Annotated in this window: 16 protein-coding genes; 10 read left to right on the top strand and 6 right to left on the bottom strand. The window is 68.8% G+C overall.

The features are described from left to right. Window positions 1-58: 58 nt before the first annotated feature. From BDK63_RS12300 to BDK63_RS12280, 5 genes are all read left to right on the top strand, one after another. Complete coding sequence (locus BDK63_RS12300; protein ID WP_183332377.1) at window positions 59-1099, top strand: phospholipase A; 1041 nt, start codon at window positions 59-61, stop codon at window positions 1097-1099. 107 nt (window positions 1100-1206) lie between these two features. After that, window positions 1207-1539 (top strand): ElaB/YgaM/YqjD family protein, encoded by a 333-nt coding sequence (locus BDK63_RS12295; protein WP_183332375.1) that lies wholly within the window; start codon window positions 1207-1209, stop codon window positions 1537-1539. Then, complete coding sequence (locus BDK63_RS12290) at window positions 1539-1952, top strand: phage holin family protein (RefSeq protein ID WP_183332372.1); 414 nt, start codon at window positions 1539-1541, stop codon at window positions 1950-1952. The genes BDK63_RS12295 and BDK63_RS12290 overlap by 1 nt, the downstream gene beginning before the upstream one ends. Further along, complete coding sequence (locus BDK63_RS12285; RefSeq protein WP_183332370.1) at window positions 1949-2257, top strand: YqjK-like family protein; 309 nt, start codon at window positions 1949-1951, stop codon at window positions 2255-2257. Before BDK63_RS12290 ends, BDK63_RS12285 begins: the two co-directional genes overlap by 4 nt. A 31-nt stretch (window positions 2258-2288) precedes the next feature. Next, complete coding sequence (locus BDK63_RS12280; protein ID WP_183332368.1) at window positions 2289-2744, top strand: DUF4149 domain-containing protein; 456 nt, start codon at window positions 2289-2291, stop codon at window positions 2742-2744. Here BDK63_RS12280 and BDK63_RS12275 read toward each other — a convergent pair. Beyond that, the gene (locus BDK63_RS12275) at window positions 2735-3391 is read right to left on the bottom strand and encodes a ubiquinone biosynthesis protein COQ9 (RefSeq protein WP_183332366.1); all 657 of its coding nucleotides are present in this window, start codon (window positions 3389-3391) and stop codon (window positions 2735-2737) included. The genes BDK63_RS12280 and BDK63_RS12275 overlap by 10 nt on opposite strands. A 199-nt stretch (window positions 3392-3590) precedes the next feature. Between BDK63_RS12275 and BDK63_RS12270 the strand changes: the two genes are divergently transcribed. Continuing rightward, window positions 3591-4325 (top strand): ParA family protein, encoded by a 735-nt coding sequence (locus tag BDK63_RS12270; RefSeq protein WP_183332363.1) that lies wholly within the window; start codon window positions 3591-3593, stop codon window positions 4323-4325. Window positions 4326-4341: 16 nt separating this feature from the next. On the opposite strand, the gene BDK63_RS12265 is transcribed toward BDK63_RS12270, so the two are convergent. Continuing rightward, on the bottom strand, window positions 4342-5532 hold the full coding sequence (locus BDK63_RS12265) for a BaiN/RdsA family NAD(P)/FAD-dependent oxidoreductase (protein ID WP_183332361.1): 1191 nt from the start codon (window positions 5530-5532) through the stop codon (window positions 4342-4344). Window positions 5533-5817: 285 nt separating this feature from the next. Between BDK63_RS12265 and BDK63_RS12260 the strand changes: the two genes are divergently transcribed. Both BDK63_RS12260 and BDK63_RS12255 read left to right on the top strand, forming a co-directional pair. Then, a complete protein-coding gene (locus tag BDK63_RS12260; RefSeq protein WP_183332359.1) occupies window positions 5818-6921 on the top strand; it encodes an efflux RND transporter periplasmic adaptor subunit in 1104 nt (367 codons plus the stop codon). Beyond that, a complete protein-coding gene (locus tag BDK63_RS12255) occupies window positions 6921-10034 on the top strand; it encodes an efflux RND transporter permease subunit (protein ID WP_183332357.1) in 3114 nt (1037 codons plus the stop codon). Before BDK63_RS12260 ends, BDK63_RS12255 begins: the two co-directional genes overlap by 1 nt. A gap of 68 nt (window positions 10035-10102) precedes the next feature. Here BDK63_RS12255 and BDK63_RS12250 read toward each other — a convergent pair whose 3' ends face one another. After that, the gene (locus BDK63_RS12250) at window positions 10103-10528 is read right to left on the bottom strand and encodes a DUF3617 domain-containing protein (RefSeq protein ID WP_183332355.1); all 426 of its coding nucleotides are present in this window, start codon (window positions 10526-10528) and stop codon (window positions 10103-10105) included. A 395-nt stretch (window positions 10529-10923) separates the two neighbouring features. Here BDK63_RS12250 and BDK63_RS12245 point away from each other — a divergent pair, with 395 nt between their 5' ends. Further along, window positions 10924-11142 carry a hypothetical protein gene (locus BDK63_RS12245; protein ID WP_183332353.1) on the top strand — a complete coding sequence of 73 codons (219 nt, stop codon included), beginning with the start codon at window positions 10924-10926 and terminating at the stop codon, window positions 11140-11142. 5 nt (window positions 11143-11147) lie between these two features. Further along, window positions 11148-11798 (top strand): hypothetical protein, encoded by a 651-nt coding sequence (locus BDK63_RS12240; RefSeq protein WP_183332351.1) that lies wholly within the window; start codon window positions 11148-11150, stop codon window positions 11796-11798. A gap of 78 nt (window positions 11799-11876) precedes the next feature. Here the strand turns inward: BDK63_RS12240 and BDK63_RS12235 are convergent, their stop codons facing one another. The 3 genes from BDK63_RS12235 to BDK63_RS12225 all read right to left on the bottom strand — a co-directional run bounded on the left by BDK63_RS12235 (window position 11877) and on the right by BDK63_RS12225 (window position 15671). Continuing rightward, entirely contained in the window at window positions 11877-12710 is an 834-nt protein-coding gene (locus BDK63_RS12235) for a DUF6544 family protein (protein ID WP_183332349.1), read from the bottom strand. A gap of 259 nt (window positions 12711-12969) precedes the next feature. After that, window positions 12970-14094: a Gfo/Idh/MocA family protein gene (locus tag BDK63_RS12230; protein ID WP_183332347.1), complete on the bottom strand. Its 1125-nt coding sequence runs from the start codon at window positions 14092-14094 to the stop codon at window positions 12970-12972. A gap of 74 nt (window positions 14095-14168) precedes the next feature. Further along, complete coding sequence (locus tag BDK63_RS12225; RefSeq protein WP_183332345.1) at window positions 14169-15671, bottom strand: CoA-acylating methylmalonate-semialdehyde dehydrogenase; 1503 nt, start codon at window positions 15669-15671, stop codon at window positions 14169-14171. Between the last annotated feature and the right edge of the window lie 13 nt (window positions 15672-15684).

The raw sequence follows: 15684 nt of genomic DNA, 5'->3' as shown, positions 1-15684 counted from the left end.
TGCCCCACCGGCGTGGTAGAACGGCGGACTCCATCCATGCATTCCCCGGGACACCGCCATGACCTCGTCGATTCGAACCTTCGCCCTCGCCGGGGCCGCCCTGGCCCTGCTGAGCCACGGCGCCTCGGCGCAGGCCGACGAGGCGGCCGCGGCCGAGCGGGCGGCCCTGGAGGCGCGCATGCAGGCCCTCAACGCGGAGCTCGAGGCGCTGCAGCGTCAACTCGACACCCTGCCCGAGGGCGAGGCACCGGCCGGCTCGGGCGAGCTGCCCCCGGACGAGGTCGCCGCCATCGAGGCCGTGGAGCGCCGCCAGCTGGAGCGGGAGTCCGATCGAAATCCCTTCGCCATCACCACCTACCGGCGCAACTACCTCTTCCCGGCCAGCTACACGGCGAGCCCCAACCGGGAGGCCTTCCGGGACATCTCGGCAGAAAAGGGACCCGACGACGTCGAGGTGAAGTTCCAGTTCAGCGCCAAGGTCAACCTGGCCGAGGGGCTGTTCGGCGACACCGGGGACCTCTACTTCGCCTACACCCAGCGCAGCTGGTGGCAGGCCTACAACAGCGACTCCTCGTCGCCCTTCCGCGAGACCAACTACGAGCCGGAGATCTTCCTCAGCTTCGACAACGCCTGGCGCGTGCTGGGCTGGACCAACATCCGCAACCGCCTGGCGGTGAACCATCTCTCCAACGGCCGCTCGGACCCGCTGTCGCGCAGCTGGAACCGCGTCTACCTGGAGAGCATCTTCCAGCGCGGCGACTGGGCCTTCAGCCTGGCCCCCCACTGGCGGATCCCGGAATCGGAGAGCGAGGACGACAACCCCGACATCGAGCGCTACATGGGCTACGGCGACGTCACCCTGGCGCGGCGCTTCGGCGACAACGAGCTGAGCCTGCTGTGGCGCGGCAACCCCAGCGCCGGCAACATGGGCACCCAGGTCGACTACTCCTGGCCGATCTTCGACAGCAATATCCGCGCCCACGTGCAGTACTACTACGGCTATGGCGAGAGCATGATCGACTACGACCACCGCAACCATCGCCTGAGCCTGGGGTTCAGCCTCAACCCGCTGTTCTCGGGCGGCCGCATGACCCGCTGACGCCCTGACCGGGATCAAGCCCCCGGCGGCGGGTCGGTGTCCCCGCTGCCAAGGGTGGCCCCGGCTGCTATGCTGAGGCTGTCATTCACCGTCAGAGGAAGACCCCGATGGCAAACCGTGCCCCGCATACCCACGAATCCACCCAGCAGCTCAAGGAAGACCTGCACCACCTGACCCAGACCATCGAGGAGCTGGTCAACGCCACCGCGGACGACTCCCGCAGCAACATCAAGGAGCTGCGCGACCGCGCCGAGAAGCGCCTCAAGGAGACCCGCGACCGCCTGGAATCCCGCGGTGAGCGCCTCTATGGCGAGGCCCGCGACTCCGTCGAACACCAGGTCGATGCCTGCGACCGCTACGTGCACGACAACCCCTGGACCAGCATCGGCATCGGCGCCGCCGTGGGGGTCGTCGTCGGCATGCTGATCGGGCGTCGCTGATGTCGGAAGGCCAGGGACCGGCACAACGGCTGTTCGAGGCGGCCAAGCGGCTGCTCGCCAGCCTGCTCGCCACCGGCGAGACGCGCCTGCGTCTCGCCGTGCTCGAGCTCGAGGAGGAACGCGCCCGGCTGATCGGGCTGCTGCTGCTGGCCGGGCTCAGCCTGATCCTGCTGCTGCTGGGGATCGGCGTCCTCACCACCCTGATCATCGTCGCCTTCTGGGACAGCTACCGCCTCACCGCCATCGCGGTCAGCGCCGCGCTGCTGCTGGGCGGCGGGGCGGGGCTCGCCCTGCGGGTGATGCAGCTGGCCCGCCGGCGCACCCTGCTCGCCAGTACCCTCAAGCACCTGGCCACCGACCGGGACCTGGTGGAGCGCGACCGCGAGGCGACGCGCCACGGAGAGCGGTCATGAGCGCCCGACTGCCCGCCCGCCGCGACGAGGCTCCACGGCCCCGGGCCGAGCAGAAGGCCCGCCTGGAGGCCCGGATCGAGCAGCAGCGCGTGGATATCCTGGTCGAGGCCAGCCGCTTCCAGGAGGCCGGCCGCCCCCTCGACGACGGCTGGCAGACGCTGAGGCGCTTCAAGGCGCCGCTCTACGCGCTGGGCGGGGTGCTGCTGCTGAGGAGTGCCCGCCACCCGAACTCGGTGCTGCGGGTGGCCAGGCGGCTGGTGGCCGGCGGCCTGCTGCTGCGCCGTGCAAGGCGCCTGCTGCGCTGACGCCCTCCCCTATCGTCGGAAGGAACCTCCCATGTCCCTCGCCATCACCCTGCATGTGCTCGCCGCCGTCCTCTGGGTGGGCGGCATGTTCTTCGCCTGGATGATCCTGCGCCCGGTGGCCGCCGGGCAGCTGGAACCCCCGCAGCGGCTGACGCTGTGGAGCGGTGTCTTCGACCGCTTCTTCCCGTGGGTGTGGGCGTCCGTCGCGGTGCTGCTGGTCACCGGGCTGTGGATGCTCTTCGCGGTCTTCGGCGGCATGGCCGGCGCGCGCTGGCACATCCACCTGATGCTGCTGCTGGGCCTGGCGATGATGGCGATCTACCTGCACGTCTGGTTTGCCCCCTACCGCCGCCTGAGGCGCGCCGTGGGCGAGGCCGACTGGCCCGAGGGCGGCCGCCAGCTCGGCCAGATCCGCCGGCTGATCGGCCTGAACCTGATCCTGGGGCTTTTGACCGTCGCCATCGCCTCGGGCGGCCGCTATCTCTGAGGCGACGCCTGGTGGGCCCGGTCACCGCCCGGCCCGCCGGGCACCCGGTTCATCCAGCGGGCGCCGTGGGCCAGGCGCCGCTCGAGGAAGCGCCGGGTACGCGCCTGGCCCTCGCTGGTGTCTCGGGCCCAGACCGCCAGGGTCGCCAGGAAGAGCCCGGTGAGCGCCAGCTCCTCGACCTGGGCGCGCCGGGTGCCGTAGGGCGCCGGCAGACGCGCCGCCTCGCGCCACCACTGCACGATACGCGACAGGTCGAACACCATCGGCACCCAGGTGTGCAGGTGCGGCAGGTGGGCCTTGGTATGCAGCATCGCCACCGTGACGCGACGATGGACCGCCAGGGCGTCACACCAGGCCAGCAGGCAGTGCTCGAGGCGCTGCGCCTCGGGCCAGTGGGCGAAGCCGTCGGGCGTGTCGGCGAGCATGGCGTCCAGGCCCCGGGCGAACCAGGCGTTGGCCACCGCGTCGAGGTCGCGGAACTCGGCCAGCACCGGCGCCATGGGCAGCGCCAGGCGGGCGGCCACCTCGGTGAGGCGCACCGCTTCCCAGCCGTGGCTCTCGGCCTGGCGCAGGGCCTCGTCGACGACGCGGTCGCGCAGCGCCGTCTCGTCGGCGCCGGGATCGTGGTGAACGGCGATCAGGGTCATGGGCACCTCCGGGGCAGGCTGGGCGATCGGGCACTCCCTGCCAGGAGAATAGACCCCGGAACGGCGACGCCGCGACCGTCATGAAACTGTCATCGGGTGAGCGGGCCGAGCTGGTATGGTACGGCGTCGCCGCAGGGCGACGCATTGACGGCGCGATGCGACACGGCAAGGCGCACACCGGGGAGAAGGGAGGCACGCCATGCGCATGCTGGCGCTCTACAGCATCAAGGGCGGGGTCGGCAAGACCGCCTCGGCGGTGAACCTGGCGGCCGAGGCGGCGGCCGCGGGGTGGCGGGTACTGCTCTGGGACCTCGACCCCCAGGCCGCCACCACCTTCTACCTGCGCGCCAAGCCCAAGGTGCGTGGCGGCGTCGCCCGGCTGGTGAAGGGCAAGGCCGCCTTCGACAAGGTGATCCGGGCCACCGAGATCGAGGGCCTCGACCTGCTCCCCGCCGCGCTGGCCTCCCGGGAGCTCGACCACCTGCTGGCCGACCGGCATGACAACCAGCTGCGCCGCATCCTCAAGCCGGTCCGCGACGACTACGACCTGGTCCTCCTCGACTGTCCGCCCAGCCTCTCGACCCTCTCCGAGAGCGTCTTCGCCAGCGTCGATGCCCTGCTGGTGCCCATCGTCCCAACGGTGCTCTCGGTACGCACCCTGGAGCAGCTGCGCGACTTCCTCGACGAACGCGACATCCCCTGCCAGGTGTGGCCCTTCGTGACCCTGGCGGACCGCCGCCGCACCCTGCACCGCGAGACCATCGCCGCGCTACCGGAGCGCTGGCCGCTGCGCCTCTCCACGACCATCCCCGGCGCCAGCGTGGTGGAGCGCATGGGCCTGGAGCGCGCCCCGCTGCGCCACTTCGCCCCCGCCACCCCCGCGGCCCGAGCCTACCGGGCGCTGTGGGAGGAGATCGCCCAGCGCCTGGCGTAGGAGCCTGACGAGGGCCTCAGAGGGCGTTGCCGCAGGCCACCCCGCTGGCCCAGGCCCACTGGAAGTTATGCCCGCCCAGCTCGCCGGTGACATCGAGCACCTCGCCGATGAAGCGCAGCTGGGGCAGCCCCTCCACCGCGAAGGTCTTCGACGACACCGCCCGGGTATCGACGCCGCCCAGGGTCACCTCGGCGGTGCGCCACCCCTCGGTGCCGGCCGGCTTGATCCGCCAGTCGCCGAGATGGGCCGCCCAGGCGGAAAGCTCGGCGTTGCTGCGCTCGGCCAGCACGCCGTCGCCGCCGTGCCACTCCACCAGCGCCTGGGCCAGGCGCCGGGGCAGCCGCTCGGCCAGCCAGCTGGAGAGCTGGCGCCTGGGCGTCTCCCGGCGCGCGGTGCACAGCGCCTCGAAGGCCGCCACGCCCGGCAGCAGGTCGATGGCCAGCTCGTCGCCGGGCTCCCAGTAGCTGGAGATCTGCAGCATCGCCGGGCCCGAGAGGCCACGGTGGGTGAAGAGCAGCGGCTCGCGGTAGTGGCCCCGGGGCTCACCGGCCCGCAGGGAGCGCACGGCCACCTCGCAGGATACCCCGGCGAGCGACTCGGCCCGCGCCTTCCACTGCGAGGTCAGGGTGAAGGGCACCAGTGCCGGGCGGGTCTCGGTGACGGCGAGCCCGAACTGGCGGGCGATCTCATAGCCGAAGCCGGTGGCGCCCATGGTGGGAATGGAGAGCCCGCCGGTGGCCACCACCACCGCGCCGCAGTCGATGGTGCCCGCCGAGGTCACCAGCCGCATGCCCTCGCCGTGGCGCGTGATGCCCTCCACGGCGGTCCTGAGGCGCACCTCCACCCCGGCCCACTCGCATTCGGTGAGCAGTACCCGGACGATCTCCCTGGCGGAGTCGGCGCAGAACAGCTGGCCCGGCGCCTTCTCCACGTAGTCGACCCCGTGGCGCTCCACCAGCTCGACGAAGTGCTCCGGGCGGTAGCGCTTCAGCGCCGAGATGCAGAAGCGCGGATTGGCGCCGAAGAAGTTGGCCGGCGTGGAGGCCAGGTTGGTGAAGTTGCAGCGTCCGCCACCGGACATCAGGATCTTCTTTCCCGCCTTGTTGGCGTGGTCGATCACCAGCACGCGCCGCCCGGCGTAGCCCGCCGTCAGCGCGCACATCAGGCCGGCGGCGCCCGCGCCGATGATCACCGTATCGAAGGTCATGCCCGCTCTCCTGCCCGCCGTCTCGAAGGACGCGCATTCTAGCAGGCCGGCGATGCCCTGTTGATGGGCCCGCCCTTGAGGCCGCCATTTAGCTGGACGCGCATTGAACCAATGTACAAACCTTGTACACTAAAAAGGGTTGATCCGAGCGTTTGTGAATTGTTGTCACAGTCTGTGCGACGATCATGGCTAGCCTGTTAATGATCCGCTGCCGGCAGGATGCCCTTGCGACTCATGGACCCCGACGCTCGCGACCCGCCTCATGCCATCCAACCAAGAGCCCCCATGACCCCCTCATCGCCCCTCTTCCGCTTCCTGCCGAGCCGGCTGCTGCCGGCGCTGCTTGTACTGGCCCTCCTGCTGCCCCTGCCGCTCGCCGCCCAGGAATCCACCCCGGTGATCGGCGCCCGGGTGCTGCAGGAGGCCTGGTCCGATCCGCTGGAGGCGCTGGGGACCCTGCGCGCCGACGAAAGCGTCACCCTCTCCGCCACCGTCACCGACACCGTCGTCGAGGTGAACTTCCGCGACGGCCAGGTGGTAGAGGCCGGCGAGCTGCTGGTGCGCCTGCAGGATGCCGAGCAGCAGGCCCAGCTGCGCGTGGCCCAGGCCCTGCGCGACGAGCGGCGCGCCGCCGTCGAGCGCCTCGCCCAGCTGCAGAGCCGCAACCTGGCCCCACGCGCCGATGTGGAGGATGCTCGGGCGCGGCTGCGCCAGGTGGAGGCGGAGATCCAGGGGCTCGAAGCTCGGCTTACCAACTACCGGGTACGCGCCCCCTTCGACGGCGTGGTGGGCTTCCGCAACATCAGCGTGGGCAGCCTGGTCACCCCCGGTACCGAGCTGGTGACCCTGGACAAGGTCGACGTGATGAAGCTCGACTTCAGCGTGCCGGAAGTGTTCCTGGCGATCCTCGCTCCCGGCCTGCCGCTCACGGCACACAGCGTGGCCTTCCCCGACGAGCGCTTCGATGGCGTGGTGGAGAGCGTCGGCAGCCGCGTCGACCCGGTCAGCCGCAGCGTGACGGTGCGGGCCGAGCTCGATAACCCCGAGCTGCGCCTGCGCCCCGGCATGCTCATGGAGGTCGTCGTCCAGCGCAGCCCCCGCGAGGCCGTGGTGGTGCCGGAGAGCGTGCTGATCCCCAGCGGCGACCGCCAGTTCGTGCTGGTGATCGACGAGGCCGACGACAACCGCGTGGAGCGCCGGGAGGTCAAGGTCGGCGAGCGCCGCACCGGCCAGGCGGAGATCGTCGAGGGGCTTTCGGGGGGCGAGCTGCTGGTGGCCCACGGCGTGCAGCGCGTTCGCGAGGGTGACCAGGTGCAGCTGCTGGGCATCGCCGACGACACCACCTCGGTGAGCGAGATCCTCGCCGCCGCCCGCGAGGAGCGTGGCTGATGCGCCTCTCCGACCTCTCCGTCCAGCGGCCGGTCCTGGCCACGGTGCTGGCGCTGCTGATCGTCGCCTTCGGCCTGCTGGCCATGCAGCGCCTGCCGCTGCAGGAGTACCCCGCCATCGACCCGCCGGTGGTGAGCATCGACACCCGCTATCCCGGCGCCTCGGCCAGCGTGGTGGAGACCCGCATCACCCAGACCCTGGAGGATCGCATCGCCGGGGTCGAGGGCATCGAGCTGATCACCTCCTCCAGCGAGGACGGCCGCTCGCGGATCAACATCGAGTTCCGCCTGGACATGGACATCGATGCCGCCGCCAACGACATCCGCGACCGCATCTCCGGGGCACTGCGCAACCTGCCCGACGAGGCCGACCCGCCCGAGGTGCAGAAGGCCGACTCCAGCGAGGAAGTGGTGGTGTGGCTTGCGCTGTCCGGCGACGGCTATACCGTTCCCGAATTGACCGACTACGCCGACCGGTTCCTGGTCGACGGCTTCTCGGTGCAGCCCGGGGTGGCCCGGGTGCGCATCGGCGGCGGGCGCGAGTACGCCATGCGGGTGTGGATCGACCGCAACGCCCTGGCCGCCCGCAACCTCACGGTGAGCGACGTGGAGGGCGCCCTGCGCGCCGAGAACGTCGAGCTGCCGGCCGGCTCGCTCCAGTCCCGCGACCGGCAGTTCATCGTGCGCCTGCCGCGCAGCTTCAATGAACCCGACGACTTCGCGCGCCTGGCCCTCACCCAGGGCAGCGACGGCTACCTGGTGCGGCTGGGCGACGTGGCCCGGGTCGAGATCGGCTCGGTGGAGGACCGCTCGGTGTTCCGCGCCAACGGCGTGCCCATGGTCGGCCTGGGGATCCTCAAGCAGTCCACCGCCAACGTGCTGGAGGTCTCCCGGGGTGTCCAGGCGGAGCTCGAGCGTGTCCAGGGCAGCCTGCCGGAGGGCATGACGCTGTCGCTCAACTACGACGCCTCGGTGTTCGTGGCCGGCGCCATCCAGCAGGTGGTGCTGACGCTGTTCATCGCCATGGGCCTGGTGGTGGTGGTGATCTTCATGTTCCTCGGCAACGTGCGCACCACCCTGATCCCGGCGGTCACGGTGCCGGTAGCGATCATCGGTGCCTTCATGGCCCTGGCCCTGATGGGCTTCTCGATCAACCTGCTGACCCTGCTAGCGCTGGTGCTGGCCATCGGCCTGATCGTCGACGACGCCATCGTGGTGCTGGAGAACATCCATCGGCGCATGCACGACTACGGCGAGACGCCGCTGGTGGCGGCCTTCAAGGGTACCCGCCAGATCGCCTTCGCGGTGATCGCCACCACCCTGGTGCTGGTGGCGGTGTTCGTGCCGCTGGCCTTCCTGCAGGGCAACGTCGGCCGGCTGTTCTCGGAGTTCGCCCTGACCATGGCCGCCGCGGTGGCCATCTCCAGCGTGCTGGCCCTGTCGCTGACGCCGATGATGGCTTCCAAGATCCTCAAGCCGGCCCAGGATGACAGCCGTGTCGCCCGCGCCGTGCAGTGGCTGCTGGAGCTCTCCCAGCGCATCTATCGCACGCTGCTGGGCTGGATGCTCAAGGCGAGGCTGGCGGTGCTGGCGGTATTCGTGGCGCTGATCGCCGCCACCGTGTGGCTGGCCAGCCTGCTGCCCAGCGAATACACCCCCCAGGAGGACCGCGGCAGCTTCATCATCCTGGTCAACGGCCCGGAGGGCGCCACCTTCGACTACATCATGGACTACATGAACGAGATCGAGGCGCGCCTGCAGCCCATGGTGGAGAGCGGTGAGATGGAGCGCGTGCTGATCCGCGCGCCCCGCGGCTTCGGCAACATCGAGAACTTCAACGGCGGCTTCGCGATCATCGGCCTGGCCGACTGGGGGCAGCGCCGCGACGCCTGGTCGATCATGGACGACGTGCGTCGCGAACTGGCCGGGCTGCCCGGGGTGCAGGCCTTCCCGGTGATGCGCCAGGGCTTCGGCCAACGCATCGCCAAGCCGGTGGAGTTCGTGCTGGGCGGCGGCACCTACGAGGAGCTCGCCGAATGGCGCGACACCCTGATGGCCCACATCCGCGAGGACAACCCGCGGCTGATCGGCCTGGACAGCAACTACCGCGAGACCCAGCCCCAGCTGCGGGTGGACATCGACTACGAGCGGGCCGCCTCGCTCGGGGTCACCGTCACCGAGATCGGCCGCACCCTGGAGGTGCTGCTCGGCGGGCGCAACGTCACCCGCTACCTGGACAACGGCCAGGAGTATGACGTCATCGTCGAGGGCGACCGCGCCAGCCAGGCCAGCCCGCGCGCGCTGGACAACATCCAGGTGCGCTCCGCGCGCACCGGCGAGCTGATCCCCCTGGCCAGCCTGGTGACCCTCACCGACTTCGCCGGTGCCAGCACCCTCAACCGCTTCAACCGCATCCGCTCGATCACCCTCGAGGCCAACCTGGCCGACGGCTACTCGCTGGGCGAGGCGCTGGAGTACCTGGAGGCCGCCGCCGCCGAGGTGCTGCCCCCCCAGGCCCAGACCGACGTCAGCGGCGCCTCCCGGGACTTCCAGCAGGCCAGCGGCGCCACGACCTTCCTGCTGATCCTCGGCGCCCTGGTGGTGTTCCTGGTGCTGGCCGCCCAGTTCGAGAGCTTCGTGCACCCCTTCGTGATCATGCTCACCGTGCCGCTGGCCATGAGCGGGGCCATGCTGGGGCTCTACGTCACCGGCCAGTCGCTGAACATCTACAGCCAGGTGGGGCTCGTCATGCTGATCGGCCTGGCGGCCAAGAACGGCATCCTGATCGTGGAGTTCGCCAACCAGCTACGTGACCAGGGGCTGGCCTTCCGCGACGCCCTGGTGGATGCGGCAGTGACCCGCCTGCGGCCGATCCTGATGACCGCGGTGACCACCATGGCGGGCTCCATCCCGCTGATCGTCTCCACCGGGGCCGGCGCCGAGTCGCGCATGGTGATCGGCACGGTGATCCTCTCCGGGGTCGCCGCCGCCACCCTGTTCACGCTGTTCGTGGTGCCGGTGGCCTACGACCTGCTGGCGCGCCACACCGGCTCGCCCGGCGAGGTCAAGCGACGCCTGGAGGAGGAGATGGAGGCCAGCACGCCAGGGCGGTGACCACGATGCCCATGCAAACAGGGCCACCCCATGGGGTGGCCCTGTTCGTGTCGCGATGCCGGCGTGGTTCAGCAGTCGCCGATGCGCGCACCCTCGACCACGGTGTTCATCAGCATCTCGCCCATGGGCGACTGGACCGTGACGTCGACGTTGCCCTCGACGCGCTCGCCGAGGAAGTCCATGCGGCCATCGATGTTCGCCTCGCCGCCCTCGGCGTAGCAGACCATGCGGTAGTCGACGCCCTCGGCGGAGACGTTGTGCTCGAGCAGCTCGCAGCCCTCCTCGACCTCGAGGAACTGGAAGTCGGCGTCATCCAGGTCGCCCTGGGCGATGCACTCCTGGTGGGTGTCGGTCTGGTCGGGAATCGGCACCTCGCCGGTCACCGAGGTGGTGCTGGTGAACTCCCACATCCCCGGCACGATGTTGGGCGTATCGGCCACGGCGGCCAGCGGCAGGGCCAGCACGACGGCGGCCAGCAGGGAACGTAACGGCATGGGGTGTCTCCCGGTCGGTAAATGGCATGCCTCTCCTTCGGCATGGAGGCAGCTTACCCCGATCGGCTCGCCGCGCCCAGGCCGGTCGGCGCCGGTGGCGGGATTGACAAACGCCGCGTCGCCCGGCTAGTGTCAATCAAGCGCCGATTTGAATTCCAGCTTGCGGGCGCTCTACAAATGCCGCTAAAGCGACCGTCAGAGGCCCGCTTCAGCGCATGCAAAGCGGGTTTCTTGTTGTTCGGCCCTCGGGCCACCGCCGATTTAAGCACCAACTTGCGGGCGGGATAGAAATGCAGCTAAAGCGGCGTGCGACTCCACTCCCCTGGGTCGGCGCTGGCCGAACCACGCTCGCAAGCCCATCGGCGCGAGCCTCGTCAGGGGAATTGGAGACGACCATGACCTACCCGATCGACACCCCTCGCCCTCCCGCCCGGGCCGCCGACGCCTACCGCCACGCCCCGGCGTCACGATATCCCGGCCTGATCGCCCTGCTCGACCGCGACGACATCGTGCGCCCGGAGCTGCGAAACGACGCCATCCTGGCCGCTCTCCCCGGCCAGGCGGCTCCACAACGACACCGGGCGGCATCCGCCACCCCACCGGCAGGGAGGTGATCGCCATGAACCTGATTCAGGAACTGCACCTGCGCACCCGCCACCTGACCCCGCAGGAGGTGCTGCGCGACCTCGGCTACGGGCAGCCCGACGCCGACACCCTTGCGCACTACCAGGCCGTGATCGGCGGCCGCTACCTGGGCCTGGAGCGCCAGCATTGCGCCCCCCTCCATGGCGAGACGGGCTTTATCGAGGCGCTCTGTCGCTGCGTGGGCATTGCCGAGTCCGACTACCGGCCCGGCATCGCCGCCGTGGCCGAACGCCTCGCCGAGGATCGCGCCGCCTTTCGCCACTGGCTGTTCGCCGATACCGACTATGTGCGCGCCCCCGGCACGCCGATCTTCGCCATGGCCTTCACCGAGCGCTTCCGCCGGCTGCCGTTTCCCATCGACTTCTGGCGCCTGCCCTGGGAGGAGCGCCTGGAAGCCGCCTGCCAGAAGGCCCGCGAGCACAGGCAGGAGAGCAGCGGCACGCTGGTCATCTGGGGCGAGATCCAGCGCTACCACTACTGCTTTGCCGAGAAGCGAAGCATCGTCATCTCGACCACGGGCGAGGTAATCGGCGAGTGCCACGACTTCGACCCGCCCAAGGCCACCATGAGCCTGGCAGGCAGCGACGAGAACCTGCCGGACCAGTTCGCTCCCGACGAGGAGTAGGCCCCCCCCGGGCCGCGATGCAGCGGGTCGAGGCAGTCGGGAGAATCTCGATGCACCGATCGGCGAGGATCAGGGCCGTCATGGCGGCATCCCCGGAAACCGGATATCGGTGACATCCACGAGGAAGAACGGAAAATAATCCTCGCTCCCGAACATGTTGCCCGCCTCGACCCGGAACGGCAGGCGGTAGCCGCCCACCTCGCGAAAATCGGACAGGTATCCGCCGAAGGGCTGCAGCCGATGCACCTTGTCGGGGTTGGCGTTGCTCCAGCGCTGGAAGGAGACCTCGACGGGCCGCCCCGCTGCATCGACGGTGACATCCACCGCCTGTTCCAGCTCACCGTGCCGGACGGTGACGCGGGCCGTATTCTCGGCCACGGGTTGCCAGGTGACGCCCGGCCCCGGCAACAGTGCTGCGGGTGCCCAGAAGAGCGACTCGGCCACGTATCGCCCGAAGGCCGAGCGGGTGTGATCGGGATCGCCGCCGGGCCTTGCGACCGGGATCAGCCCGAAGATCCGGAATCGTGTCCATCCGCCGGAGTCCGATCCCGATAAGGGCATCCCGCCACGCGTGCGCATGGCCCAGACGAAGCCATTCGGAGCGGCCAGGATCTGGCGCGCCTCCATCGGCCGGTAGTTCGGTTGCTGCTTGGTGCCGAGACTGAACTGGCCGCGCATGTCGATCTCGGCTACCGGCAGAATCGGCGTGCCGGGACGCATCGTATAGCCGAAATATCGGCGCGCCGGCTCGGGCAGGTCGGCGATCATCTCGGGCTCGAAGCGCTTCGCCACGCCGGGCTGGAGCGCCGCAAGCCTCCGCCACTCCACGCGGTCCGCATGCCGGTCCAGAAACCGCATCAGGACCAGGGCACCGAGGACAACACCGACCAGAATTGCGACAACAAGCGTCATTGCGGATGCCTTCTCCCCCGATGCCGGGCTCGCCGCGTCACGCCCAACAACGAAGCTCGACAACCTTTGTCAAAACAGTCTGTTAGGAACTTCCTAACAGCATACTACATCGGACGGCGAGCGAGGTGATCGGCGACGGGAGTGGACTTCGCCCCGCGCCGCCTTCGGGCTGGAGGGAAGCGACGGGAACCTGCCGGACCCATTGATCCCGGATGACGAGTTAGCCATTTTGTGATGTGACTACTGAGTTAACGGATTGTCATACTTTCATCCAAGTGCCTTCGGCATGTGAGAGCTCGATGGCATCGATCATGCGATTGACCCGCCAAGCCTCATGGAAGTCCGGATAAAGAGGTTTATTACCCACAATACCCTCCACCAGGTCGCGGATCTCGATGATCTTCTGGTCGTTGTAGCCCAGGCCATGGCCGGGGGCGGGGCTGAAGGCAGCGTAATCGGGATGTTCCGGGCCGACCAACAGCATGCTGAAGCCGCGGCGCCCCTCAGGCCCTTCTTGCTTGTAGAGCTGCAGCTCACTCATGCGCTCCTGGTCGAATATGATCGAGCCCTTGGTGCCGGTAATGGTGTAGGCCAGCCCCATCTTGCGGCCGGTGGCTACCCGTGAGGTCTCGATATTCCCGATCAGACCACCGTCGAAGCGCAGCAACGCCTGGGCCTGGTCATCGTTTTCGACCTCTCCCATGCCACCACTGCCATCGGGTAAAGGTCGCCTGGGTATCACCGTCTGCAGTTGGCCGAATACCTCGCTGATTCTCTGGCCGGTAAGGTATTCCGCCATGTTCAGAATATGCGAGCCCACGTCCCCCAGGGCCCCGGCCCCCGCAGTGACTCGCTGGGTATGCCAGTCCAGAGGTCTGGCGGGGTCGCTCATATAGTCTTCGTTATGGCGACCGCGGAAGTGGATCAGCTCACCAATCTCGCCACTGGCGATAATTTCCCTGGCCAGTTGGGTGGCCGAGTTACGGATATAGTTGAAGCCCACCAGGGTCTTGACCCCGGCCCTTTCCGCGGCCTCCACCATCTCCTGAGCGTCGGCGGAGGAAAGCGCCAAGGGCTTCTCGGCATAGACGTGCTTGTCCGCCGCGATGGCGGCTAGGGCCATCTCCTTATGCAGAAAGTTGGGGGCACAGATATCGACCACGTCCACCTGTGGATCCGTGACCAGCGCCTTCCAGTCGCCGGTGGCGCGGGCAAAGCCAAGCTCCCGCGCCTTGCGCGCGGCCAGGTCGTCATCGACCTCGGCGAGCAAATCGCAGACCGGCATCGCGGGCAGATTGAAAACGGTGGGGGCGGCCTTGAGGGCGATGGCGTGGGCCTTGCCCATGAAGCCGGTGCCGATCAGGCCGATATTGAGCGGCTGCATGCTGTGTATCCTTAGACCTTCAGCTGCGCCGGCCCTGAAGACCGGCGCCCTGGCGTAACTGCCATTGAGGGAAGTTAAAGCGTCGGCATGGTGAAGTGGTTGGTCTCCTCGCGGATGCCGCTGGGCCAGCGCTGGGTGATAGTCTTCATGCGGGTGTAGAAGCGCACGCCGTCAGGACCATGCATGTGCAGCGGACCAAACAGAGAGCGCTTCCAGCCACCGAAGCTGTGGAAAGCCATGGGCACCGGGATCGGCACGTTGACGCCCACCATCCCCACCTGGATCTGTTCGCAGAACTGGCGGGCGGCGTCGCCGTCGCGGGTGAAGATGGCGGTGCCGTTGCCGTACTCGTGGTCGTTGATCATCGCCACGGCCTCGTCGAAGCTGGCCGCCCGGGCGATGGCCAGCACCGGGCCAAAGATCTCCTCGGTGTGAATGCGCATCCCTGGCGTGACGTGGTCGAACAGCGATCCACCCAGGAAGTAGCCATCACCAGCGGCCTCGATGCGTGTCTTGCGGCCGTCCATCACCAGCTCGGCGCCCTCATCCACTCCCGTCTGGATATAGCTACGAACCTTCTCCAGGTGCTCGCGGGTGACCAACGGGCCCATGTCGTTGTCGGGGCCATCCACCAGCCCGGGGCCCACGCGCAGCTTTTCGAGCTCAGCCACCAGCTTCTCGCGCAGACGCTCGGCGGTCTCCTCGCCTACCGGCACGGCCACGGAGATAGCCATGCAGCGCTCGCCGGCCGAGCCATAGGCGGCGCCCATCAGCGCCCCAACGGCCTGGTCGAGGTCGGCATCGGGCATGATCACCATATGGTTCTTGGCGCCGCCCAGGGCCTGGACTCGCTTGCCATGGGCCGAGGCGGTGGCATAGATGTACTCGGCGATCGGCGTGGAGCCAACGAAGCTCACCGCCTGGACCCGCTCGTCGGTGAGCAGCACATCCACGCTCTCCTTGTCACCGTTGACCACGTTGAAGACGCCGCCCGGCAGACCGGCCTCCTGGAGCAGCTCGGCCAGGCGCATCGGCGTGGAGGGGTCCTTCTCGGAGGGCTTCATGACGAAGGTGTTGCCGCAGGCCAGTGCGATGGGGAACATCCACATCGGTACCATGGCCGGGAAGTTGAACGGCGAGATGCCGGCGCAGACGCCCAGTGGCTGCATCATGGAGTAGCTGTCCACCCCGGTGCCGACGTTCATGGAGTGTTCGCCCTTCTGCAGGTGCGGAATGCCACAGGCGAACTCGACCACCTCGAGGCCGCGGGTCACCTCGCCCTTGGCGTCGGAGAACACCTTGCCGTGCTCGCTGGCGATCAGCCGCGCCAGCTCATCGGCGTGTTCCTCCACCAATGCCTTGAACCGGAACAAGATGCGCGCGCGCTTGAGCGGCGAGACCCTGGACCAGGTGGCGAAAGCCTCGTGGGCGACACGCACCGCCTCGCGGGTCTCGTCGGCAGAGGCCAGCGCGACTTGGGCGCTCTGCTCGCCGGTGGCGGGATTGTAGACGGGAGCGAAACGGCCGCTCTCGCCTTGGAAAACGTGGCCATCGAGGTAATGGTGAATCTGGTTCATGGAAAGCTGCTCT

The sequence above is a fragment of the Halomonas campaniensis genome, from assembly GCF_014193375.1.
GTDB lineage: Bacteria > Pseudomonadota > Gammaproteobacteria > Pseudomonadales > Halomonadaceae > Halomonas > Halomonas campaniensis.
This window is presented reverse-complemented; position numbering and strand designations above follow the sequence as displayed.